Origin of the sequence: Streptomyces sp. NPDC060064 (assembly GCF_042736455.1) — a bacterium.
Classification (GTDB): domain Bacteria; phylum Actinomycetota; class Actinomycetes; order Streptomycetales; family Streptomycetaceae; genus Streptomyces.
The window spans coordinates 1-21599 of record NZ_JBHWWF010000007.1; the positions used below are offsets into that span (position 1 = coordinate 1).

Here is a 21599-nt window from a genome sequence, read left to right on the forward strand (position 1 = left end):
CTCATGGCAGACGCCGGCATCACCCCGCACACCACCCACGTCCGCTCCGGCGAAGCCGAACTCAGCCGCATCACCGGCGCCCAGCCCCCCTCCGGTGTACCTGTCACCATCACCGCACCCGTGGCGGAGCGAGCGAAGCGCGGCGCCTCGTCGTCCCGCAGCCGGCGCAGCCGCCCCGCCCAGACCCGCCGCTCCCCCGCTGCATCCCAGGGGCGGACGGGCACCTCACAACGCCAGTCCTCGTTCAGAAGCGCCGCATGAAATCACAGCCCTGGCAGTCGCACTCGGCCCATTGATCCACCGAACACGAAAGGTGTCCCTTGACGCTGATTCTCACGCAGCCACGGCAGACGGCCCGCATCGAGCTGACTGCCGCCGACGCCATGACCACACCTGGACCGCAGGTCGGCGATGACATGATCGTCGACGTCGCCCTGTCCGTCCTCATCGGCGCCGGCGTGGGGCACCTGATCGTCCGCGGTGAGGACGATCGCTGTGCCGGTCTGGTCTCACGGGCCCAGCTCACGGCGTACCGCAGTGGCTCCTGGTACGCGGAGGACACGCGGTTGCGGGACATCGTCCACGACCGGGGACCGTTCACTCTGTCCGAAACGTCGCTGACCGAAGCGGAATACGCCATGCGGGCCCGAGAACTCGGCGCCTCGCCCGTGGTCGACGAGGACGGGTACATCCTCGGCGTCCTCGCCCTCGCACACTGATCTCCCCGGCCGGCCGGCCGTGTCCGCTCTTCCCTCCAACCCTGTTGAGGCACTATGCGCTGCGTCATCGCCCGCTTCCCCTTCGACCTGGTCAAGAGTGACGTGCAGCAATCGATGAAGGGCATCAAGCCCGAACCCGTCACGGGTGAGTCCGTGACCATCGGCCGCCGCACGTTCCCCGTCAAGCAGGTGGGCGAAGTGATCACGGGACAGGATCGCCGCGATTTCACCGCCGGTGAAGTAACCAGGGCTCTCACCCGCCTCGGCTTCACCTGCCACACGGCCCCCGCGCTCGTCCATCCACCCGTCCTCACCCCGCTGCAAACGGCCTCCGCACAGCTCGGGGCAACGGCGCACATATGACTGAGACCGGATAGCGCTGAGGGCTCCGACCGGACACCGCTCGGAGCCCTCTTCTCGCCGGCCTCAACGACGGCTTCGTCCGGACAGCACGCTCAGTGGCCCGCGAGGAGCTTCACGCCCACGACCCCTACGCCGATCGCAGTGTCCAAGAGGCCTGAAGTGAGCGCGCTCAGCGGCCCGTTGCCCATCCGCAGGCCGGTCCGCCAGCCCCACAGGAACATGGACGCCACTTCCACCCCGGCGCTGGTCAACAGCGCGGTGCCCAGATCCATCGCGCCCAGCGCCGACATGCCGATCAGCGCCAGTGGCCCCACGGCGCTCAGCAGCAACGGACTGGAGACATGCAACCCCGTCCGGATTTCTGCCCGGCTCGCGCCGCGCCCGGTCACGGCACGGTGCGCCTGCTCGTCGGCGACCAGCGTGGCCAGCCATACCCCGAGCGCTGTCACCGCCACGGTGAGCGCCGCCTCGGTGTGATCGGACTCCTCTGCCTCGGCAAGGGTCACCACGACGGCGGCCAGGGTGATGGTCGCGTAGATCCGCTCCTTCAGCCGTGCGGCCGCGGTGTCGCCGGCGCGGGCGGCGGTGGCGGGGGTGGCGGCGTTCTGCTGGGGGGCGACCGGTCGCGGTTTCGGGTCCGGTGTCGTCATGCCGACCCGGATTCGGGCACGCTGACAGCAGCGTCGGCCAGGATCAGGGTCATGCGCGCGCCCTTCCGCCGTGAAGCCACGTGCCCGAAGTACCGATTCAGTGACAAACGGTAGCCGATCGGACACGACACAGACGTGTCCACGAGCGTGCCGGTGTCGGGCACGGGTGCGTGTGCGGTGCCGTCGGCCCGCGAGGCCTCAGCGGATCACTCGACCGGCCAGGTATGTGCAGGTGCGTTGAGGTGCATGTAGTCGATGTACTGCTGTGTCATCCGCCGCAACGCTTCATGGCGCCCCACGTGGGTGGAGTCGTCGATGTGGTGGAACATCTCCTGCTGCCACACCGCGCCGTTGCGGCCGGTGACGCACCGCTGTTCGATGATCCCCAGCAGCGGTTCCCGCCACGCCGCATCCATGCCCCAGCGCTCCAGCCCCTGGTGCGCCAGCGGAAGAAGACGCCGCAGCACCAGTTCGGACACCGGCACCTCGCCCATCCCGGGCCAGTACAGACGCGCGTCCATCCCCCGCCGCGCCGCGGCGTGCAAGTTGTCCTCGGCTGCCGAGAAAGACATCCGCGACCAGACCGGCCGTTCCTCGTCGACCAGGCCGCGCGTCAGCCCGTAGTAGAAGGCGCCATTCGCGAGGACATCGGCAACCGTGGGGCCGGCGGGGAGCACCCTGTTCTCCACCCGCAAATGCGGTCTGTCGTGGGCGACGGCGTAGACCGGGCGGTTCCAGCGGTAGATCGTGCCGTTCTGCAGAGTCAGCTCGGCCAGTTCAGGCGTGTCTCCGCCGTCCAGTGTCTCCTTCGGGTCCTCGTCGTCGCACAAGGGCAGCAGGGCGGGGAAGTAGCGCAGGTTCTCTTCGAAAAGATCGAAGACGCTGTTGATCCACCGCTCTCCGAACCACACCCGGGGTCTCACCCCCTGCACCTTGATCTCTTCCGACCGAGTGTCGGTGGCCTGCTCGAAGAGCGGGATACGCGTCTCGTGCCAGAGCTCCTTGCCGAAGAGGAACGGCGAGTTCGCAGCCAGGGCTACCTGCACCCCCGCGATCGCCTGCGCCGCGTTCCAGTAGTCCGCGAAATCGTCCGGCGAGACCTGTAGATGGAACTGGGTACTCGTGCATGCCGCCTCGGGCGTGATGGTGTCCGCGTACGTCCGCAACCGGTCCACCCCGTCCACCTCGATCCGCAGATCCTCACCCCGAGCCGCGAACACCTGCTCGTTCAGCAGCTGGTACCGCGGGTCCTCCGACAGTCCCTCCTCGCTCACATCCGACTGCCGAAGCGTCGGCAGGATTCCCACCATGATCAGATGCGCGCCGACGTCCGCAGCCCGCTCCTCTGCGTGGTTGAGGGCGTCCCGGATCTCCTTCTCCCACGCATCGGGACCACCGGCCGTCAGGGTCCGCGGCGGGATGTTGATCTCCAGATTGAACCGTCCCAGCTCAGTCGCCCAGGCCGCATCCGCGATCGCCTCGAGCACCTCGGTGTTACGCATGGCCGGCTCGCCGCTCGCGTCCACCAGATTCAGCTCGATCTCCAGACCCACCTGCGGCCGCTCGAACTCGAATCGTGCCTCACGCAGCATCTGCGCGAACGCGTCGAGGCACTCCTGCATCTTGATCCGGTAACGGCGGCGGTCCTCACGGGTGAACACCATCGCCGGAACATCTCGACCCATCGGCCCTCCCGAGTCCCCTCGGCAGACACCCCCGCTCCGCTCCAAGCGTCCCACTCCCCCGCCGCCCGGACCAGCCAAGACGGGCCCGTGGGCCACCCGTATGCCCCGTGACGTGCACCGTGACCGCACGCAGGGCTGCGGACACCAGCAGTCCCCCTACGCGACGAGGTGCCGTACCTGTCGAGCCATGGTCATCATGGAATTGCCCGGCCGCAGGAGCGCGGGGCAGGAAGGGGAACGCGATGGAGCTGTTCCCGCCAATGCCGCTCGCGGAGTGGCAGGAAACCAAAGAAACGCTGCACCGATTCGCGCAAGTCGTCGGCAAGATCCGTCTCGCCGCGAGCGCCCGGCGCAACCACTGGTGGAACGTTCCGTTCCATCTCACCGGACGCGGCGTCACCACACGTCCGATGCGAGAGGTCGACGGCCATACGGTTTTCACGATCGACTTCGACTTCGTCGACCATCAACTGGTCCTCGCGACCTTGGACGGCAGAGCAACGTCCGTCCCGCTCCTCGGCCAGTCGGTGGCGTCCTTCCACAACAGCACCCTTGAGGCTCTGGCCGCGCTGGGCATCCGGGTGAGCATCAACATTCCCCGGCCGTTCGACCTGCCCGATGCCGATCGGCCGTTCGCCGAGGACACTGAGCATGCGGCCTACGATCCCGTGCTCGCCAACCGCTACTGGCAGGTACTCAGCCAGGTGGCATTGGTGCTGGAGGAATTCGCAGCCGGCTTTTCGGGAAAGGTCAGCCCCGTACACCATTTCTGGCACACCTTCGACATCGCCCACAGCCGGTTCTCCGGGGGTCACATGGACCAGCCGCCGCAGGTCGATCCCGTATCACGGGAGGCGTACTCCCGGGAGCTGATCAGCTTCGGATTCTGGTTCGGTGACGATGCCTTCGCCGCGCCCGCCTTCTACTCCTACACCGCCCCCGAGCCTGCGGAACTGACCGGGGAGCCGCTCACGCCCGCTACGGCACATTGGGTTGCTCGCAATGCCGGCCACCTGGCCGTGCTGCCGTACGACTCGGCCCGCGCCGAGAGCGATCCTCGCGCCGTTGTGCTCGCCTTCTACGAAAGCGCGTACCAGGCCGGAGCCCGACGCGCCGGCTGGGACATCGCCGGCTTCGCCGCACCGGGCGGTATTACGGACCCTCAACTGCCGGTCCCACGTCCGTGAAGGCCTGGGCGGGACTGCTCGGGGGTCCTCGAAGCACCGCAGTGTCCGGCGCCCTCAACAGCAACGTCAGCGCAGGTGTTGCTGCCAGTCCGCGGGGACCTTGCCCTGCGGGCCCGGGGTCGGCTGGGAGGCCGGGTGCGAGGTGGGCGGGAGCAGCTGCGGACCGTCGTAGTACTGATCGGTCTCAGTGTTCCAGAACCAGTTCTCTCCCGGCTCGAAGCTGGTCAGGAAGGGGTGCCCCGCCTGGCGTGCATGCTTCGTACCGTGTTGCGAGGGGGATGAATCGCAGCATCCAATGTGCCCGCACGCGGCGCAGCGCCGCAGGTGGAACCACCATCCCGGTCCGTCGCCTGCCTGGCAGTCCGCGCAGCCGTCGCCGCTCGGAGCCGCTGTTGGATCGATGCCTGGAATCCGGTCGTGTGCCATGTGACATGCCTCTCTGGTGAGGCTGAGCAGGCGTCCTTGGGGACCTGTTCCGCGTGCTGAGGTCAGCAACCTGCCTTGTTGCATCGTAACCGGCCAGGCAGCTGTGAGCGCTTCCATCGCCGCTGCCACGCACGACGCCCGGCCATTCAACGGTCCCGCACAGGTTCTCAGCAGCGCTGTGCCGGACTCCCGCACCACGGTGGACCCGGCACGGCGTGACATCCGCCGTGCCGGGTCCCGGGCGTCAGCCGCACCTACGGCCGCTGTTGATGCAGCCCACTGCCTTCCTCATCAGTGATGCGGACATCACGTTGATGAAGTCACCGTGGTCCGTCACCGGCTTGTGCAACTGCTCGGGGAAGCTGTCGACGGCGAACAACGAGCCGGGCGCAATCTTGTACGTGATCCGCTGGACCAGCTGAGGGATGGCCCGGAATCCCTGGGGGCAGGCGCCGTTGGCGCCGGCGAAGGCCACATGCGTGCGGTGATTCGCGCTGTCGGTGTTACTGCCGTCCCAGCAGCTCTGGAATTTGAACGTACGCACCACGTTGCTGCCCCGCGGGCACAGCGGGTACTTGTCCTTCAGCTGCCGGTTCTCGAAGCCGGTGCAGCTCCAGGAGGCGTTCGCGTTGGTTGTTCCGTTGGTGAACGCCTTGGCATCGCCGGTGATGATGCGCAGGAACGTGGGCATCGCGGTGACCTTGCTGACAGGGCTCCCGCGGAAGGTGAGTTGCACCGAAGCCGGCTGGAGAATGCGTCCGACGTTGCCGTCCTTCCCCCCACCGGGGAGGTTGGCGTCGCCCTCGTTCTTTCCGTTGCGCAGTCGCAGGACCGGCCAGTAGTGGGTGGAGCGGTCACCGTTGGTGCACGTCGTGCCGGCGGCGGCGAGGTCGTCATTGGTGGCGAAGGCGTCGGTCTCAAGATTCCCGACATAGTCGTGCATGTGGTGGGCACCGTTGCTCACACCCGGAGCGACGATGACGTTGTCGGGGTTGAAGTGCTTGTTCTCGTTGCGCCCGCAGCGCGACTGGAACGTACCGCGGGAGGCGTTCGACTGCAGACGGGGATTGGCGGCATTGGGTCGTACCTTGCGAATGTCCACGAAGTCCGACCTTTGGGGACCGGTCTGCGCCGGGCTGCCGACGGCCGGAGCGGAGGCACCCGCAGCAGGGGGGTTCGCAGCTGCATCGACGGAGGGCGACGCGGAGGCGGAAGCGGGGGCCACCTCGTCCCGCTTGACCGTGCAGGACGCCAGCGAGTCCAGTTGCTCCGGCCGGTTCGACACCCGGTCGATCTCGGCGGCGATACGGTCCAGTGTGAGGCGGCGCTGGGTCGACAGCGGGTCCAGCACTCGCGTGCGCACCCACCCCTGGTCAGCCTTCCCGCCGGCCGCGGCGAGCTGCCCATAGGCATCCGCGACCTGACTGTCCAGCTGCGCCAGCTCGTTGTCCACGGTGGGCCGCGCCTGCTGCGGCACCTGCGACAAACGGACGGCGACGTCCGGACAATTGATGGTCATCGCAGCCGCCGCGGCCCACTGCGGGCGCGCGGATCCCCGCGCGGCCTCGGCGTTGTTGTCGGTCATCAGGAGAGCTCCGCCCCCCACCGCCATTGCTGCCACCGCGGCGACCGTCATGCCGATCCATCTGGACCGCTTGTGTCTCTGCCCGTACCTCACAGGCCCGCCCCTCTTTGGTTGCCATGTCACACCGGGGACTTCATGCCCCTCGGCCGAGTCGGACCGTGCCGTGCCCTCACCCGCTCGGGCGCAAGACACAGCACAGCGCAGTGAGATACGGAAACCAGGGCTGTTCTACTCAGTACGAGAAAAAGAAGTCACCGCCCGCGGCTCTCGCGGATTGACGCCCCCTGCCACTGAGCTGGGCCCCGCGTGGATCCCTGTCATCCCATCGTGCCGCCGCAGGTCAGGCCCTTCGCCCGACGGCCTCGCGCGGATACTACGCGGCTACAGGGCCTGGATGCATGCCTTGGCGACGAGCACATCCTGTTCGGCCGTACCACCGGAGACACCCATTGCTCCATTCGATGCCATAAGCCGGCCCGCCCGGTTGCGAGACCTCGCCCAGGGCAGCGCTGGGCATGCGGAACAGCTCCGCGACCTGTACACGGACTGGGATGCCGTAGCTGCCGAGGCAGTGGAGCGGCTGCGCATGGATGCCGTCCACACGCCCGGCGACCGTCGCCTGGCCGACCTGGTCGGCGAACTCTCCTTCCAGGACGACGACTTCTGCCGCTTGTGGGGCAGTCACGGCGTCCGCTCCGCGAGCACTGGACGCAAGTGTTTCCGTCACCCGCGCGTCGGACCTCTCGAACTGGACTGGCAGGCCATGGCGCACCGCACCCCGTGGCACCCCGTCTCACGACGCGCTCCGCTTCCTCGCCGGATGGACCGACAGTCTCCGGGCATCGGCCACTGACGAGCCCGAGCCCGAGCACGCGCACGGCCTGTGACTCCCGGTGGGGATCCGGAACGGCCGCCGCACGTGGAACTGCGGTACCGCACCGGCCCTCGAAGACCTTGACTCGGTTACAGGGCGGCACCTTCACGGACTTCACTCAGGTTCCGTGCGTAGGAAAGTCCTGCGCGTCCGCCCAGCAGGACCTCTCCAGTGGGTTCGAATCCTGTACGGGCCAGCACGGCTCGCGAACCCGCGTTGTCGAGTGTCGTCGAGGCCCGCAGCGAGGTCAGACCGTACTCCGCAGCGGCAAGGGCGCATATCTGACGGACGGCGGTCGTAGCCAGGCCTTGACGGGCGGCCTTCTCGGCGATCCGGTACCCGAGCTCGGCAGAACCGTCCGCCACATCGATCAGGTTGACCCGCCCCAGTATCTCGCCACCGCTGCCCACCAGTACGTGGAAGAAGTGCAGCCCAGCGGCCTGCTCGGCGAGCAAGTCGCTGTGCCGTGCGTCGAAATGGGTGAAGTAGTCGTCGCCACGATCCGGAATCGAGGCAGCGAAGTAGGCCCGATTCTCCTGCTCGAACGCGAGCAGGGCTGGGGCGTGATCGAGGCGAAGAAGTTGAAGTTCGGTCATGGGAGAACATTACGCATCCCGGCACCTGGGGACGGATCTGTCCAGCTGAGAGGTGCTTCAAGTGGGCTCGTGAGCAATGCGGTTGATGTCGCCGGAAGTGTGGGGGCGGCGGTGGGCCGGTCAGCCCGCCCCTGCCTGCGGCTTTGTGTACAGCTCCTCAACGCCCCGCTGGGTTTCACGGAGCCGGCCCGGGAAGGTGTCCCGAGTGGCAACCGTCAGCGTCAGGGGCGTAGATGAGCCAGTAGCCCGCCCCCGGCCGGGAGGTAGGGACGAGTCTTCTGAGCGAGCGGTATGGCAATGGCCGCAGGTGCTGATCACGCTCGGGATCCCACTGAACCTGCTCAGACAGGTCACCAGTGGTGATGGCGCTTCTTGAATCGCTACCCCTGCCGGGCCGCGACGCTCTCAACCTCGTAGTCAGCCGGGTTGGCCGACCGCCCGCAATGGGCATCCAGTGCCGACACGCGTGGCGAGTTCGGCCCGCAGGATGGTGAGTTCGGCCATGCGTGCGTCGATGACCTGGATCTTCTCCTCGAGCAGCGCGGACAACGCCTCCGCGGCGTCCGGCGCCTCGCTCAGTTCCTCGCCGTGCCGCGCGATCTCCGCCAGAGAGAATCCGAGGGTCTGCGCAGTCCGGACATACTCCAGCCAGGCCACTGCCTCGGGCGGGAAGTCACGGTAGCCATTGGCCAGGCGCCGGCCTGTGACGAGGCCGACCTTCTCGTAGAACCGGATGGTGTCCCTGGTCATGCCCGCCTGCGCGGCCAACTCTCCGATACGCATGACCCTCCGTCGGATGATGGGCTTGACCTTGGAGCGTACTCCACTGTTTACCGTGAGGCGTCGCTGTCGTGAGACCACCAGGAGCCTCATTGTGATCCGCCTCTTCGCCCCCGCACGCCCCACCTATCTTCGCGTCGTACGCGCGAGCGCCTGGTACGACCTCGTCGTCACGGCGGGATTCGCGACGCCGTGGACGTACGCGCTGGTGCACGACGCGCTGTCATCGTTGGGCAACACACTCGGGCTGGGCGTCATGCCCGAACTCGACCCGATGCAGACCCTGTACGCGAATCTGATGGGTTCGGTCGTGGTCGTCTGGGCCGTCCTGCGTATCGTCAGGCCGCTGCCGGTGCACGGACTGCTCGACGGCATCGCGCGCACACTGTTCGCGGCATGGCAGGCGTACGCGCTCGCCCACGGCGCCCCGCAGCTGCTGTGGCTGTTCTTCAGCGTGGAGGTGGCGTTCGGCCTCGTCCAGCTTGTGCCGTGGTGGCGGAACCGGCACACGAACCTGTTGGACCACGAAGCCGGCTCGACCGATGGGCACCCGCTCAGCACTGCGAGTCAGCGAGGCCCGGCTTGAGGCACATGCATCGGCGGCCCTCACACGTGCTCCTGCTCGATGACTGCGCCGATGGACTACCGGTGAACCGGCTCGTCACTGGGACCCGACCAGGAGACCCATGTCATTCGATCACCCTGCCAGGCAGGGGGAAATCGGTTGTGGCGAGCCGCGGTCGGGCCGATGCCAGGCCCACCACTCATCTGAGGCGGCGCTGTCAGGCAGCGAACCCGATGTTGGTGACGTACTCGTACTGGCCCCATTGCGAGCCGAGGTCGACGATCTGGTCGATCCAGGCGTCGTCCAGAGCTTGGTCGTCGTTCGCGGCCCAGGCCTCGACGATGCGGTCCCAGTGCCGGACATTGAGGGTGCGGCACTCCACCACGCGCTGGTGCGGGCGGGGGACTTGCGACTGGTTGAGCGGGTGCAGTTCGACCCGGGTGCCGCCGCGGGGCGTTCAAGCGGCCGAGGAGGTAGCGGGCCACGTTCTGCCGTCGCACCGTGTGGTAGGCGGTGTCGATGCGCTCGAGGTTCTTGCGGGACGGGCTGCGTTTGCCGTCCAGCCAGGCCTTGAGGGTGCGGTCGGTGACAGCGAGGCCCGCGTCGCGGGCGGCCTGGCGGGCGTGGTCGGAGCGGGTGAGGTAGTGCAGGCGGGCCATCAGGCCCCGCTTGGCGGTGACGGGGGTGGCGATGTACCCGGCCAGGGCGTCGAGCCGGCGGGCCACGGCCTCGTGGCCCTTGATGCCGCGAGCACCGAACTTGCCGAACTCGATGTTGCGCTCGGGCATCCGCTAATCCTCCCCCACGTCAGTGCCGCTGTCGTCGGCTGCCACCGAATCGAACGCGGTGCCGGCGGTGTAGTGGTCCTTGACCTTGACCTCGGTAACGCCGCGGCCCTCGGCAAAGACACTCTGCCAGTCGCCGATGACATGGAGCTCATCGGTGCCCATGGCCCGTACGACGGTGAGGCCCTCCTCGTGAGCCTTCAGAGCTTTCATCCACAGGTTGGCGAAGGCCTGGGAGCGGATCAGGTGCATCCAGTCCGGGCGGTACAGCTCCCGGTTGTAGTTCGACTCCCCCATCGTCGAGACGAATTTGGAGTACATGGCCTTCACATACTCCAGGGTTACGTCGTCACCGTCGGCGATGGCCTGGTCGCGGGCATCCTTGAGCGTGTTGCGGAACTTCTCCAGCAGGTTCTCGGTGGCGCCGGAGGTGTAGGACTCGTGGATCTCCGGCGGGTCGCACAGCCCGTACCTCGGGCCCGCCAGGCGCAGCAGCAGGCGTAGCGTCGGCTCGGTGACCCACAGGGGGCCCGGCTCGTCGCGGTTGCCGATCGGGTTGGGCAGCACGTCCTCGTGCTCCCAGTCGGGCGGCGTGATCAGGTGGACGCCGGCCCGGCGCCGGTCGTGCTCGGAGCCGGTGGAATGCTCGAGCTGCCCGATGGGCAGATGTGTTTTCAGGGCGGACAGATAGGCACCGTTGATGTCGAGCGCGGTGACCTCGTGGCGCCCGGGCGGGAGATCGATCCGCGGCCACTTGGGGCGGGCCTCCCAGATGTCGTCGGCGCCTTTCGATGTTTTCTTCCGCAGGATGTCCGGGATCCAGGGGTGGGCGATGATGTCGTAACGCGCGCCTTTGCGCGTCTCGTCCAGCAGGACCATCGCGTCCGGGATCGCCCGCTTGAGCAACGCAGCGGCAGCGGAGACGGGAGGCGGTCGACGTCGTCGGGCTCCGCACCTGGCGTGCTGGTGTCGGCCGTCTCCTGTGCCGCAGGTACCTCTTCCGGCAGGTCGGGCCGGTCCGCCACCGCGGCCGTCGCTTCGTTCTGGGCATTCAGTTTCGCCTGCGCGCCCTGCAGGAAGTAGGCGTACTTCTCACGGATTTCGCCGCCGGGATCGCGGCCCGCTTCCCAGCCGCCGACCGTCGACGGGCTCACCCCCAGCACGCCCGCGACCTGAGTACGTGACAGTCTCAACCCCTCCCGCAGGGCGCGCCGTTCCTCGGCGGGCGGCAGCTGCACCTCCTGCCGGACCGAGGCCAGCAGGGCGTCGATGGACTCGAAATCGGTCATCGTCCGGCCTCATCGTGCGAGAACGTCGGCCTGCCCAGCCGCGCTCCCGGAACCGGTCGCGCTGCAGCAGTCTCCGTCCCGCGCCCTGCGCGTGCGCCGCGACGCCGGTCGGCCGGCACCAGCTCACAGGCCCGGGTCGGACCGGCCAGCAGATCCAGCACGGGAAGCCCGAAGTGAGCGGCGAGCCTGTCGCAGTCGTCCAGCGTCCAGGCGGTACGGCCCGCCTGACGACGCGACACCTGGGTCTGCGTCAGCCCAAGAGAGCCGGCCAACTCGCTCTGCGAGTCCCCCGTGGCTTGCATCAACGCCGCCACCGTCAACTGCAGCGCCTCTCTCAGGGACATCGGCATACGCGAATACTAGCAACTTCAAGCATAGAAGGTCTTGAGAATGCATAAATCGCATGCGTTCAGTCCGAACGAAGTACGCAAACCTCGGGGCGGCCACTCACGATCTCCGGGGCAGCCCGGCGCGCCGGTTGGCGCCATTTCTGTTGGACAGTCCTGTAGTCGGTCACGACGATCCCCTCCTGCTGCAGGAGTTCGCCGGCCTCCGGCGATGTCAGGAACTCGTAGTCGGTCCGGCGCACGCGCCAACCGCCGGGCTCGATCGCTTGCGACTCTTCGTTGCCCAGGCCGGGATGCACCGCCCACTCGCTGAGACCGGCCTGCAGGTCGCGCAGCAACTCGGCGTATCGGGCCGACTTCCCGTCGATGCCGAGAGCGAAGCTGTCCAGGAATACGTACTGGCGATCCCCTTCTCGATCGAGTCGATGACCGCGACGTTGATCGCGTGGTACATCCCGAAGTCGTCGCCATTGACGATGAGCACCCGGGCACCGGGAGGGAAACCCAGCAGTTCACTCGACTGAACCGAGGGCGCGGCGGCGGCGGGCTCGAAGGCATGTCCATCCATGCCCGCAGTGTGGACTCCCGACGACCACTCGCTCCCGGGAACTATGCGCCCGGGCATGATCTCCACGCCGCCGACCGTTGCCGTGTCGTGCCGTCGAGGTGCCGATGGGCACCGTCGGAGGCGTCAGTAGCGCTCGACCGTCGACGCCCCACCGTATTCGGAGCCGGACAGACCAAGCGTCGCGTCGTAGGCGTTCTTGTGATCGCCATTGCTGTCGTGCGCCTCGATGGCGTCCGAAACCGCTTCGCGCAGCGCCTTGTCATCCTTGTTCATGCCGACGCCGTAGGGCTCCTCGGTGAACGGGCTGCCGACGACCCTCAGCTTGTCCGGGCGCTGGGCGGCGTAGCCCATGAGGATGGCGTCGTCCGTGGTGACGGCATCGACCTCTTTGCCGATCAGTTTCTCGACGCACTCGTTGTACTTGGACGTCTCGACGGTCTTGGTGTTGTACTCGGGCTTCTTGATCTCCCGGAGCGCGGTAGAGCCCTTGACCGAGCAGACCGTCTTGCCCTGCAGAGAAAACGGCCCACTGATCGTCCTGTCGTCCTTGCGGACCAGAAGGTCGGCGCCCGCCGTGTAGTACGGGCCGGCGAATCCCACTCGCTTCTTGCGCTCGTCGTTGATCGTGTACGTGCCGATGTACAGGTCGACCTCGCCGTTGGAGATGGCGGCCTCGCGGTTCTTGGTGTCGACCGTTTTGAACTCGATCATTTCAGGGGAGAACCCGAGGTCGGCGGCGACCATCTTCGCGATCTCGATGTCGAAGCCGGACCGCTTGCCGTTCGCGTCCTGGAAGCCGAGGTACGGCTGGTCGTTCTTGGCACCGATGACGAGCTTGCCCGCCCTCTGGGCCTTCCGCAGGGTCGGGGAGTCGAATTTGACGTCCTTGGCGACCTCGTACGTGGGCAGCCTCGGCTTGTCCCAGCCGCCCGAGCTGGCGCTGGGCTTGTCAGCGGCATCGCCGGACTGGCCATCACAGGCGGTTGCAGTGAGGGCGACCGCAAGCACAGCGATCGCCGCGGCTGCGGCGGACGTGCAGGGCTTCATGGTGAAACATCCTTATATCAACAGGTTCGGCAGATTCGGCGGTTGGAGACAGGGGCGTCGCCACACGGAGTCACGCGTCAGGGGTGCAGGATCCTCGCAGGAGGTCCATGCTCGGTCGCTGCGCGGGCTGTCGCGGAACTCATGCGGTGAGGCCGCTTCGACGATCTTCCCGTCGGCAACGAACACGACCCGTTTCGCGGCGGATCATGCGAAGCCCATCTCGTACCGAAGGCCAGGCCGACGACAGCGCGCAGCCGGGCCCGCTGCTCGCTCTCCGGGGCAGCGACTTCCCGCCGATCCAAACCAGGCCGACCCGCAGCAAGGACGGCGCCCCCGGCCACCGAAGTGCCCGTCATTCGGCTCTTTGCTCCGTCCTCGTCGTTGGGCAGGACAATAGGGACAGGGCTGTCTCGCCGTCACTAGATCTGAGCAAAACTTGAGCATCACGGTCCGGCTACGTATACCTCCAGTTCGTGCGCGGTGAGCGGACCCTTGTTGACGGATCACCGTCATAATGCTCGGATGACTGCCGCCTCCTCCCCTTCCTCTTCTGCGTCGGTACAGCGCGCCCGCGTCGTCATCGTGGGCGCAGGACCCGCCGGTCTCACAGTCGCCAACATCCTGCGAGCCGCCTCCGTCGACTGCGTACTGCTGGAAACGGAGAGCAGAGAGTTCATCGAACAGCGGCCCCGCGCGGGCTTCATGGAGGAGTGGGCGGTACGCGCCCTTGAACAGCGCGGGCTGGCCAACCGGCTGCTGGAACACGCACAGACCCACAGCGAGTGCGAATTCCGTTTCGCGGGTGAGCGCCACCGGTTCCGGTACGGCGAGCTGTCCGGACACCGTCATTTCGTCTACCCGCAGCCACTGTTGGTGACAGATCTGGTGCGCGAGTACGCGGACGACGGGGGCGGCGACGTCCGCTTCGGCGTACGCGATGTGGGACTGCACGCCATCGACACAGATCGGCCGTCGGTGTCCTATACGGACCCGGAGACGGGCGAGCGCCGACGCATCGACTGCGATGTCATCGCGGGCTGCGACGGCGCACGCGGCGTGACGCGCACCTGCTTGCCGCCGGAACACACCACCGTCGCCCGGCATGAGTACGGTGTCGGCTGGCTGGCTCTTCTCGCGGAGGCGCCGCCGTCCTCCGACTGTGTCGTCTTCGGCATCCATCCGCGCGGCTTCGCCGCCCATATGGCTCGCAGCCCCCAGGTCACCCGCTACTACCTCGAGTGCCCGCCCGGCGACGACCCGGAGAACTGGCCGCACGAGCGGGTGTGGTCCGAGCTCCGCGACCGGCTGTCGGCGGATGGGGCCCGGCCGCTCGCCGAGGGCCGTCTGATCGAGAAGCGGGTGCTGGACATGCACAACTACGTCGTGGAGCCGATGGCATACGGACGGCTGTATCTGGCCGGCGACTCGGCCCACCTTGCGGCACCGATCGCCGCGAAAGGCATGAATCTCGCGCTGCACGATGCGCTGCTGCTCGGCGACGCGCTCGTCGCGTACTGCGGCAAGGGCGACGACAGCGGTCTGAGCGACTACTCGGCGGCCTGTCTGCGGCGCGTGTGGCAGTACGAGGAGTTCTCGCAGTGGCTCTCCGACCTGCTGCACGGAGCCTCGTCCGGCGACCCCTTCCGGGCGGGCTCCGCGGCTGCCCGGCTGCGACGGATCCTCGGCTCGCCCGCCGCCGCGGCCGCTTTCGCCGAGTTGTACATCGGCAAGGACATCGATTACTGACCTGGACCGGCGGCTGGGCCGGCTGCCTCTCGTACTCGAAATCGCCACAGCTGACTCAGCGCACCACAGCTTCTTCCACCAGCAGCCGTACGGCGGCCGCGATCGACTCCGCGTCGATTCCGGACGCGTGCAATTGCTCCTCCGGCTCAGCCGATGCGGGCATGTTCTGGACGGCGAGCCGTACCAGTCGCGGTACCGGGCGGCCGTCCGAGAAGACTCCCGCCACCGCGTCGCCGAGGCCGCCCTCGGGGCGGTGGTCCTCCACCGTCAGCAAACAGCCGGTCTCGTCGGCCGCCTTCTGGAGCGTCTGCGCATCGACGGGCTTGACGGAGTAGAGGTCGACGACGCGCACGCCGATGTTCTCCCGGTCCAGCAGCTCGGCTGCCGCGAGCGCCTCATGGACCGTCACTCCGGCGGCGACGACGGTGACACGGTCCCGCTCCCCCGAGCGGAGCACCTTGGAACCGCCCACCGGGAACTCCTCGTCCGGACCGTAGACGACCGGCATCTCGCCCCTGCTGGTGCGCAGATAGCTCACATTCGGCAGGTCGGCCATGGCCTCGACGAGCCGGGCCGTCTGGTTGCCGTCGCACGGGTAGAGCACCGTGCTGCCGTGCACGGCACGGAACATCGCCAGGTCCTCGAGACCCATCTGGGACGGCCCGTCCTGGCCGATCGCGACCCCCGCGTGCGAGCCGACGAGATTGATCGAGGCGCGGCTGACGGCTGCCATGCGTACGAAGTCATGGGCGCGGGTCAGGAACGCCGCGAACGAGGAGGCGTACGGGACGTATCCCCGTGCCTGCATCCCCACAGCCGCCGCGACGAGCTGCTGCTCGGCGATGTAACACTCGAAGAAGCGGCTCGGGTGTGCCTTCGCGAAGTATTCGGTACGCGTCGAGTCGCTGACCTCCCCGTCGAGCGCGACGATGTCCCCGCGCACCGAGCCGAGTGCGGCGAGCGCCTGTCCGTACGCCGTACGGGTGGCGACCGAGTCGCCGATGTCGAAGCGCGGCATCGGAAGGTGCACGCCGCGGGCGCCGTGCAGCACCCGTCCCGCGGGCGGGGACTGGACCTCCACCCGGATGAAGCGCGGCCCGCCGAGTTCCTCGATGGCCGCGTCCGCGTCCGGCAGCGGTTTGCCGTGCATGCCCTCCCGGTCCTCGACGGTGGAGACGCCGCGTCCCTTGTGGGTCCGGGCGATGACCGCGGTGGGCCGCCGGAAGGTGGAGCGGGCTTCCGCCAGCGCCGCATCGACGGCGGCGACATCGTGCCCGTCGATCTCGATGGTGTGCCAGCCGAAGGCTTCCAGCCGCCGCGCGTAGGCGTCGAGGTCCCACTCGTGGCGGGTGGGCCCGCGCTGGCCGAGCCGGTTCACATCGATGAGCAGCGTCAGATTGTCGAGACGCTCGTACGCCGCGTGCTCGACGGCCTCCCACACGGACCCCTCGGCCATCTCGCTGTCGCCCGACAGCACCCACACCCGGTAGGGGATCTGGTCGAGTTTCTTGCCCGCCAGCGCCATGCCGACGCCGATCGGCAGACCCTGCCCGAGGGACCCGGTGGCTACGTCCACCCAGGGCAGCCGGGGCGTCGGATGCCCTTCGAGGCGGCTGTCGAGACGCCGGAAGGTGAGGAGCTCCTCGTCGTCGACGACGCCCGCCGCCCGGTAGAGGGCGTACAGGAGCGGCGACGCATGCCCCTTGGAGAAGATCAGCCGGTCGTTGCCGGGGTGCTCCGGCCGGTCGAAGTCGTAGCGCAGATGGTTGGCCAGCAGGACGCCGGCCAGGTCCGCGGCGGACATGGAGGACGTCGGATGCCCGGAGCCGGCCGCGTCCGCGGCGCGGACGGCATCCACGCGCAACTGCTGGCCCAGTTCCGTCAGTAGTTCGGTTCGCATGTCACTCCTCCTCGACGGTGGGATCCGGGACCCAGGACCCGGGCGAATCCGTACCGGGACCGCCATGCGCGGGGCCCGTCATGCGTTGGCAGGGGAAAACGAGGGCTACGGGCGGGGACCGCCGTCCCCGCCAGGAGCTGATGATTCCTCCCTATTTATCCCATGGCCGCTCGGTCGATTCGTCGAGTCCCCTGCCCGGACACAGCCAAACCTGCCGTTCCACGTCGAGGCATGGGGCGGGCGACTTCGGGTCCGCCGGGTCAGCGTGCATCTCGCTGTCGCAGAGATCGACGGGTCGCCCGCGCGCGTCGTGACCTGCAGGCTCGTGAGGCATCCGGCGCGCAGGAGGCGGAGCGGGCGCGCCCTCGCGGCTCGCGAGTACCTCGCCCCCGGGGCACGATGAGGAACGAACCCGATTTCCCCTTTACTCCCCGTGACGCGCTGAGAACCATTCGACCGGGACACCGAGTGTGATGGACAAGGAAACGAGAGCGGCCAAGTCCGCAGCAGCTGCAACCTCGAGCGCCGCCGCTTTCGGCGCGCCCTGCTGGGTCAGTCTCATGGCCCGTGACCTGGAGGCTGCCCAGGATTTCTACGGAGCGGTCCTGGGGTGGCGCTTTCGCAAGGGCAGACTGGGCGACCAGTTCAGCGTCGCCTTCCACCAGAGCACACCGGTCGCCGGCATCGGGGCCCTGGCACCTCAACTGCAGATCGCCGTCGCGTGGACTCCGTACTTCGCCGTCACCGACACGGATGAGGCAGCAGCACGTATCCGGGAGCGCAGCGGCACGGTCGCGGTCGGTCCGCTCACCTTCTCGCTGGGGCGCGGAGCCCTGGCCGCCGACCGGGACGGCGCCGTTTTCGGCATCTGGGACGGCGAGCTCATCCCCGACTGGCACAGCTGGCGCAAGCGCACGCCCACCTGGCTGAGGCTGCGGACCCGGAACGCATTCGAGGCCGCCATCTTCTACGGCGAAGTACTCGAGTGGGAGTGCGAGCGCCCTGGCTGCTGCGAGGTCAGCTACGAGGAGGACGAGGTCGTCCTGCACAGCGACGGGCACGTTCTCGCGCGCCTCAGCTCGGGGGCGGAGGAAGCCGTGCCGGATCCCATGATCCAGCCCCGCTGGCACATCCACTTCCCGGTCAAGGACGTGGACGCCACCGCCGATGCTGCCGTCAAGAACGGCGGCTTTGTGCTGGTCCGGCGATCCACACCCCATGGACCTGAGACGACGCTGTGCGATGCCGACGGCGCCCTTTTCACGGTCACCAGCCGTCAGTTCCTCGAGTGACGTTCCCCGACTGATCTGCGCCACGTGCGCATGGTCGCCGAAGCGCCACGCCAGCACGGGCGGCCCCCACTCCGGGGCCGCCCGCACACGCTCACCGGCCGGCGTCCGGCCGGCAAGCGCCGCCTTGCGCCCTGACAGCAGCTACGACCGGCGCGACACGGCGTCCACGATTTCCCGCGCGCTGCCGTACGCCCCGTCCGCCGGCAGGCCGTTCACCAGATCGATCAATCGGTCCGGGGCGTGGCGCTCGCTCAGAATGTGCACCAGGTCCCGGCGCTTCGCCGGGAAAGCCGCGCGGCCCAGGTGACGGGCCAGCTCAACCCTCAAGTGTTCATCGGCTCCCAGCGAGCCCACCGCAGGCACCGGGCCCGACGCGATGTCCGGGTCGTCATCGGCGCCCGGCTCCGGGTCGTGCCACTCCTCTACCCGAGTGGGGTGTCCTGAACGGAGCAGTCCCTGCAATTCGTGCTTCATCTCGTCGTCCTTGCGGACGCTGAGGCGGTCGCTGCCTCGCTGCATGTCTCCTCCTCGCTCATGCGGACTGTGCACGTACCCGATCCGTCCTCCCCGACACAGGTAATGGAGGAGCGGGATGCACAGTTCCAGCATGCGACTCCGGTGCAGCACGTTTCCATGCGGTTCAGCCGGGCACGTGCGCCTCCCCGAACACTGGACGCCGCGCAGCAGGCGAAGGCATGGATGAATCCGGTGCGCGTACCGGGCCGGTCCGCGACGCCCACGACCCGCTCGTTCGTTCGTTCGTTCGTTCGTTCGTTCGAGGTGATGGTCCCGGTCAACGGGCCGCGCTGCGCCTCGATCGCTTGTCGCGCACCCATCGGCGTACGGCGGCGAGCTGAGGGTGCCGTTCGCGCTGTTCGCGTGCGCTGCGGTCCAGCTCTTCCATCAGGCGCTTGGAGCGATGGGCGATGTCCAGCTCTGCCAGGATCCGGTCGATCTCCGTGAGCAGCGCGCCAAGAAGCTGCCAGTGGCGCGGGTGCCGCTGAACGCCCTCAAGCAGCAGCTCCGCCGCCCTCTCGCGGGCCGCGGCGGCCGCGGCGAGCTCGCCGGCCAGCCGGGACTCCGCCGCATCGGCGCTCTCGCTCACCTGCGTGGTCACCAGTACGGCGAAGCTGACGAGGGCGTCGGCGACGTGGGCCAGCAGTTCCTCGAGGGCGACCCCCTCCTCCGGCGGGAACAGATCTTCCTCACCGCGCGCCTTGGCGAGGTCGGTCATCGTGCGAGCAAGTACCCGCAGAACCACCGCACAGATCTCCAGGGTGTCGAGCCCGGTGCGCAGCACCACTCGGCGCAGCAGTCCTTCCTTCACCCGCGGATTCAACCGAAGGCTGTCCTCCGCCTGGCGCAGCGCCGCGTCGACGTCGGCAATGTCGTGGTCGAGGCGGCGTGCTTCATGAAGCCGCGCGGCGGCTCGCTCCACGGTGGTGTGGCTGCTCAGTTCCTCCCCGATGCGCAGAAGCAGCCGGCGCATCCGCCGGGCCAGGTCCTGGATGGAATCACCGGCCGGCCCCACCCAGACGGGAGGCGCGAGCAGAACGTTGAACAGGAGGCCCACCCCCGCGCCGATCAGTGTCTCCAGCACACGGTCCCATGCGGTGTACGCAACCCGGCTCACGCCGAGCACGAGCATCGCGCTGATCGCGACCTCCGGGACGAACTCACCGACCCGCACCAGGCGCCCCACGACCAGGGAAGCCAGGATGATCAGTCCCAGGCTCCACCACGTCAGGCCGACGAGAGCGCTGAAGCCGCTGGCGATCAGAACACCGGCGATCACGGAGTTCACTCGGCGGATGCCGGTGGTGAGAGTGGAGTAGAGAGTCACCTGGACTACGAGGAGCGCGGTGAGGGGAGCGGTGAGAGGAGCGGGTTCGCTGGTCAGCCACAGAGCAGCGACGTAGGCGAGAGTCGCGGCCGCCGTCGAACGCAGCGTCTGGACGACGGTGGCTTCTCTGCGCCGGCTGACGAACTCGACAATCGGCTCTCTTACTGGATTAAGAAGATCAGGCACCCCTTGGTCCTTCCCGCGCTCGAGCGGGCCAGACGTAGTCCAGGTGTCCGGCCCGCCGCCGCGGTCAGTGTTTCCCCGGCGCCGCGCGTTTCTCGGCGGGCCCGTGCTTCGGCCGGCCTCGCGCGACGTAGCGTTCCGCAGCGAGCACGGCTTCTCTGGCCGTGCGCTCTCCCATCAGTACACACAGGGTGTAGGCGGTGTCCTCGAAGCGCATGCGCGCTTCACCGTCGTGGGGGGCAGCCAGATAGCGGTGCTCATGGGCCCGGTAGCGGGCCATCAGTCCGGCGATGACAGCGAGGTCAGGCATCAACATCAGTGCCCTCCTTGAGTGAAAGCACCAGCGGGGTGCGCACCCAGCGGTCAGTCCGGGCCAGTGTTACCCGGGGCAGCGACAACCGCCATTCGCGTGACTACCCTCAGTGAAAACCCCAGGTCAGAGCCGGAGCTGGACTCGCTCAGGATTCGCTACTGGAGCTGCGCGAGGGGGCTGCCTTCGAGCTGCTCCAGGAGAGCAGCAGGACCCTCGTAGACCGCTGACGCGCCGGCTTCCTCGAGCTCGGCGCGGGAGATGCCTCCGCAGAGAAGACCCAGGCACGTCACATGTGCCTGGGTCGCGGCCTCCATGTCCCACCGTGAGTCGCCGACGAACACCGCGCGCTCGGCGGGCGCCCCGGCCAGTTTCAGGGCATGCTCAACCGGATCGGGAGCGGGCTTTCCCCTCTCCACGTCGTCGGCACTGGCCGTCGCGCTGATGGCGTCGTCGGCGTCGATGGCCCGTCGCAGCGCGGTGAGTTCCGCGCCCCCGGCGGAGGTGACCAGGACGACCGTCCAGCCACGGTCGGCCAGGGCCCGCAGCAGGTCCCCTGCCTTCTCCTGCGGCGGCAGCCGGTCGGAGTACGTCCCGTACAGCGCCTTGTGCGCCTTGCTGATGACGTCGTCCCGGCCGGTGTCCCGGCCCTCCCCGAGCAGATGCGCGATCAGGTCACCGCTGGGCAGTCCGAGCGCCCGATGAATGTCGTGCATCGCCACCCGGTGCCCGGCCTGCCGGAAGGCTTCCCACCACGCCGTCACATGGAGGTGATTGGTGTCGGCAAGTGTGCCGTCGACGTCGAAGAGAGCCGCACGTTCCATAGGGCAGGTTCCTTCTACCGGTATCCGGTCGTGCC

At 68.1% G+C, this 21599-nt stretch carries 21 protein-coding genes and 5 pseudogenes; 8 read left to right on the plus strand and 18 right to left on the minus strand.

The genetic code is table 11. The features are described from left to right. The 3 genes and pseudogenes from ACFWDI_RS10945 to ACFWDI_RS10955 all read left to right on the plus strand — a co-directional run. Positions 1-261 (plus strand): annotated as a pseudogene (locus ACFWDI_RS10945) (ATP-dependent helicase); the annotation flags it as partial. A gap of 59 nt (positions 262-320) precedes the next feature. Further along, entirely contained in the window at positions 321-719 is a 399-nt protein-coding gene (locus ACFWDI_RS10950; protein ID WP_327327777.1) for a CBS domain-containing protein, read from the plus strand. A gap of 54 nt (positions 720-773) precedes the next feature. Next, on the plus strand, positions 774-1082 hold the full coding sequence (locus tag ACFWDI_RS10955) for an SCO5918 family protein (protein ID WP_385302914.1): 309 nt from the start codon (positions 774-776) through the stop codon (positions 1080-1082). Positions 1083-1174: 92 nt separating this feature from the next. Here the strand turns inward: ACFWDI_RS10955 and ACFWDI_RS10960 are convergent, their stop codons facing one another. Together ACFWDI_RS10960 and ACFWDI_RS10965 are read right to left on the minus strand one after the other, a co-directional pair. Then, positions 1175-1732 carry a hypothetical protein gene (locus ACFWDI_RS10960; protein ID WP_385302915.1) on the minus strand — a complete coding sequence of 186 codons (558 nt, stop codon included), beginning with the start codon at positions 1730-1732 and terminating at the stop codon, positions 1175-1177. A 206-nt stretch (positions 1733-1938) separates the two neighbouring features. Further along, positions 1939-3417, minus strand: a complete 1479-nt coding sequence (locus ACFWDI_RS10965) for a glutamate--cysteine ligase (RefSeq protein WP_385302917.1) — start codon at positions 3415-3417, stop codon at positions 1939-1941. Positions 3418-3659: 242 nt separating this feature from the next. Between ACFWDI_RS10965 and ACFWDI_RS10970 the strand changes: the two genes are divergently transcribed. Then, positions 3660-4604, plus strand: coding sequence for a DUF5996 family protein (locus tag ACFWDI_RS10970; protein ID WP_385302920.1), 945 nt, complete (start codon positions 3660-3662; stop codon positions 4602-4604). Between the two features lie 66 nt (positions 4605-4670). Here ACFWDI_RS10970 and ACFWDI_RS10975 read toward each other — a convergent pair whose 3' ends face one another. Both ACFWDI_RS10975 and ACFWDI_RS10980 read right to left on the minus strand, forming a co-directional pair. After that, on the minus strand, positions 4671-5030 hold the full coding sequence (locus tag ACFWDI_RS10975; RefSeq protein ID WP_385302922.1) for a UBP-type zinc finger domain-containing protein: 360 nt from the start codon (positions 5028-5030) through the stop codon (positions 4671-4673). 244 nt (positions 5031-5274) lie between these two features. Further along, positions 5275-6666, minus strand: a complete 1392-nt coding sequence (locus tag ACFWDI_RS10980; protein ID WP_385302924.1) for a DUF1996 domain-containing protein — start codon at positions 6664-6666, stop codon at positions 5275-5277. A gap of 343 nt (positions 6667-7009) precedes the next feature. Here ACFWDI_RS10980 and ACFWDI_RS10985 point away from each other — a divergent pair, with 343 nt between their 5' ends. Beyond that, positions 7010-7468: a hypothetical protein gene (locus tag ACFWDI_RS10985; protein ID WP_385302926.1), complete on the plus strand. Its 459-nt coding sequence runs from the start codon at positions 7010-7012 to the stop codon at positions 7466-7468. 110 nt (positions 7469-7578) lie between these two features. On the opposite strand, the gene ACFWDI_RS10990 is transcribed toward ACFWDI_RS10985, so the two are convergent. Continuing rightward, positions 7579-8085, minus strand: coding sequence for a GNAT family N-acetyltransferase (locus tag ACFWDI_RS10990; protein WP_385302927.1), 507 nt, complete (start codon positions 8083-8085; stop codon positions 7579-7581). Positions 8086-8502: 417 nt separating this feature from the next. Then, on the minus strand, positions 8503-8868 hold the full coding sequence (locus ACFWDI_RS10995; protein ID WP_385302928.1) for a MerR family transcriptional regulator: 366 nt from the start codon (positions 8866-8868) through the stop codon (positions 8503-8505). A 91-nt stretch (positions 8869-8959) separates the two neighbouring features. Between ACFWDI_RS10995 and ACFWDI_RS11000 the strand changes: the two genes are divergently transcribed. Beyond that, complete coding sequence (locus ACFWDI_RS11000; protein WP_385302929.1) at positions 8960-9451, plus strand: hypothetical protein; 492 nt, start codon at positions 8960-8962, stop codon at positions 9449-9451. A gap of 196 nt (positions 9452-9647) precedes the next feature. Here the strand turns inward: ACFWDI_RS11000 and ACFWDI_RS11005 are convergent. The 7 genes and pseudogenes from ACFWDI_RS11005 to ACFWDI_RS11035 all read right to left on the minus strand — a co-directional run. Further along, positions 9648-10218: pseudogene (locus tag ACFWDI_RS11005) on the minus strand (transcriptional regulator). Positions 10219-10221: 3 nt separating this feature from the next. Beyond that, positions 10222-11504: pseudogene (locus ACFWDI_RS11010) on the minus strand (helix-turn-helix domain-containing protein). Continuing rightward, complete coding sequence (locus ACFWDI_RS11015) at positions 11501-11854, minus strand: helix-turn-helix domain-containing protein (RefSeq protein ID WP_385302931.1); 354 nt, start codon at positions 11852-11854, stop codon at positions 11501-11503. Before ACFWDI_RS11015 ends, ACFWDI_RS11010 begins: the two are co-directional and overlap by 4 nt. Before the next feature lie 59 nt (positions 11855-11913). Then, positions 11914-12240 carry a hypothetical protein gene (locus ACFWDI_RS11020; protein WP_385303260.1) on the minus strand — a complete coding sequence of 109 codons (327 nt, stop codon included), beginning with the start codon at positions 12238-12240 and terminating at the stop codon, positions 11914-11916. Positions 12241-12281: 41 nt separating this feature from the next. After that, positions 12282-12476, minus strand: a pseudogene (locus tag ACFWDI_RS11025) (hypothetical protein); the annotation flags it as partial. 66 nt (positions 12477-12542) lie between these two features. Then, positions 12543-13466, minus strand: a complete 924-nt coding sequence (locus ACFWDI_RS11030) for a glutamate ABC transporter substrate-binding protein (RefSeq protein ID WP_385302933.1) — start codon at positions 13464-13466, stop codon at positions 12543-12545. Positions 13467-13574: 108 nt separating this feature from the next. Continuing rightward, a pseudogene (locus tag ACFWDI_RS11035) lies at positions 13575-13691 on the minus strand (amino acid ABC transporter ATP-binding protein); the annotation flags it as partial. Positions 13692-13988: 297 nt separating this feature from the next. Between ACFWDI_RS11035 and ACFWDI_RS11040 the strand changes: the two are divergent. Next, positions 13989-15212, plus strand: coding sequence for a 4-hydroxybenzoate 3-monooxygenase (locus tag ACFWDI_RS11040; protein ID WP_385302934.1), 1224 nt, complete (start codon positions 13989-13991; stop codon positions 15210-15212). Positions 15213-15267: 55 nt separating this feature from the next. On the opposite strand, the gene ACFWDI_RS11045 is transcribed toward ACFWDI_RS11040, so the two are convergent. Continuing rightward, the gene (locus ACFWDI_RS11045) at positions 15268-17112 is read right to left on the minus strand and encodes a transketolase (RefSeq protein ID WP_385302935.1); all 1845 of its coding nucleotides are present in this window, start codon (positions 17110-17112) and stop codon (positions 15268-15270) included. A gap of 473 nt (positions 17113-17585) precedes the next feature. Between ACFWDI_RS11045 and ACFWDI_RS11050 the strand changes: the two genes are divergently transcribed. Next, on the plus strand, positions 17586-18404 hold the full coding sequence (locus ACFWDI_RS11050; RefSeq protein WP_385302937.1) for a VOC family protein: 819 nt from the start codon (positions 17586-17588) through the stop codon (positions 18402-18404). 141 nt (positions 18405-18545) lie between these two features. Here the strand turns inward: ACFWDI_RS11050 and ACFWDI_RS11055 are convergent, their stop codons facing one another. The 4 genes from ACFWDI_RS11055 to ACFWDI_RS11070 form a co-directional block, all read right to left on the minus strand. Continuing rightward, positions 18546-18923 carry a DUF2795 domain-containing protein gene (locus ACFWDI_RS11055; RefSeq protein WP_385302939.1) on the minus strand — a complete coding sequence of 126 codons (378 nt, stop codon included), beginning with the start codon at positions 18921-18923 and terminating at the stop codon, positions 18546-18548. Positions 18924-19197: 274 nt separating this feature from the next. Continuing rightward, positions 19198-20433: an aromatic acid exporter family protein gene (locus tag ACFWDI_RS11060; protein ID WP_385302941.1), complete on the minus strand. Its 1236-nt coding sequence runs from the start codon at positions 20431-20433 to the stop codon at positions 19198-19200. A 64-nt stretch (positions 20434-20497) separates the two neighbouring features. Beyond that, on the minus strand, positions 20498-20746 hold the full coding sequence (locus tag ACFWDI_RS11065) for a DUF5133 domain-containing protein (RefSeq protein ID WP_327327762.1): 249 nt from the start codon (positions 20744-20746) through the stop codon (positions 20498-20500). Between the two features lie 152 nt (positions 20747-20898). Further along, a complete protein-coding gene (locus ACFWDI_RS11070) occupies positions 20899-21564 on the minus strand; it encodes an HAD family hydrolase (protein ID WP_385302943.1) in 666 nt (221 codons plus the stop codon). Positions 21565-21599 lie beyond the last annotated feature (35 nt).

Excerpts from the sequence above, each read along its gene's own strand:
- ACFWDI_RS10955 (WP_385302914.1), top strand. The coding sequence starts at position 774 with ATGCGCTGCGTCATCGCCCGCTTCCCCTTCGACCTGGTCAAGAGTGAC.
- ACFWDI_RS11055 (WP_385302939.1), bottom strand. The coding sequence starts at position 18,923 with ATGCAGCGAGGCAGCGACCGCCTCAGCGTCCGCAAGGACGACGAGATG.
- ACFWDI_RS11030 (WP_385302933.1), bottom strand. The coding sequence starts at position 13,466 with ATGAAGCCCTGCACGTCCGCCGCAGCCGCGGCGATCGCTGTGCTTGCG.
- ACFWDI_RS10960 (WP_385302915.1), bottom strand. The coding sequence starts at position 1,732 with ATGACGACACCGGACCCGAAACCGCGACCGGTCGCCCCCCAGCAGAAC.
- ACFWDI_RS10990 (WP_385302927.1), bottom strand. The coding sequence starts at position 8,085 with ATGACCGAACTTCAACTTCTTCGCCTCGATCACGCCCCAGCCCTGCTC.
- ACFWDI_RS10965 (WP_385302917.1), bottom strand. The coding sequence starts at position 3,417 with ATGGGTCGAGATGTTCCGGCGATGGTGTTCACCCGTGAGGACCGCCGC.
- ACFWDI_RS10970 (WP_385302920.1), top strand. The coding sequence starts at position 3,660 with ATGGAGCTGTTCCCGCCAATGCCGCTCGCGGAGTGGCAGGAAACCAAA.
- ACFWDI_RS10980 (WP_385302924.1), bottom strand. The coding sequence starts at position 6,666 with ATGACGGTCGCCGCGGTGGCAGCAATGGCGGTGGGGGGCGGAGCTCTC.
- ACFWDI_RS10975 (WP_385302922.1), bottom strand. The coding sequence starts at position 5,030 with ATGGCACACGACCGGATTCCAGGCATCGATCCAACAGCGGCTCCGAGC.
- ACFWDI_RS10985 (WP_385302926.1), top strand. The coding sequence starts at position 7,010 with ATGCATGCCTTGGCGACGAGCACATCCTGTTCGGCCGTACCACCGGAG.
- ACFWDI_RS11015 (WP_385302931.1), bottom strand. The coding sequence starts at position 11,854 with ATGCCGATGTCCCTGAGAGAGGCGCTGCAGTTGACGGTGGCGGCGTTG.
- ACFWDI_RS10995 (WP_385302928.1), bottom strand. The coding sequence starts at position 8,868 with ATGCGTATCGGAGAGTTGGCCGCGCAGGCGGGCATGACCAGGGACACC.
- ACFWDI_RS11050 (WP_385302937.1), top strand. The coding sequence starts at position 17,586 with ATGGACAAGGAAACGAGAGCGGCCAAGTCCGCAGCAGCTGCAACCTCG.
- ACFWDI_RS11070 (WP_385302943.1), bottom strand. The coding sequence starts at position 21,564 with ATGGAACGTGCGGCTCTCTTCGACGTCGACGGCACACTTGCCGACACC.
- ACFWDI_RS11040 (WP_385302934.1), top strand. The coding sequence starts at position 13,989 with ATGACTGCCGCCTCCTCCCCTTCCTCTTCTGCGTCGGTACAGCGCGCC.
- ACFWDI_RS11065 (WP_327327762.1), bottom strand. The coding sequence starts at position 20,746 with ATGTTGATGCCTGACCTCGCTGTCATCGCCGGACTGATGGCCCGCTAC.
- ACFWDI_RS11045 (WP_385302935.1), bottom strand. The coding sequence starts at position 17,112 with ATGCGAACCGAACTACTGACGGAACTGGGCCAGCAGTTGCGCGTGGAT.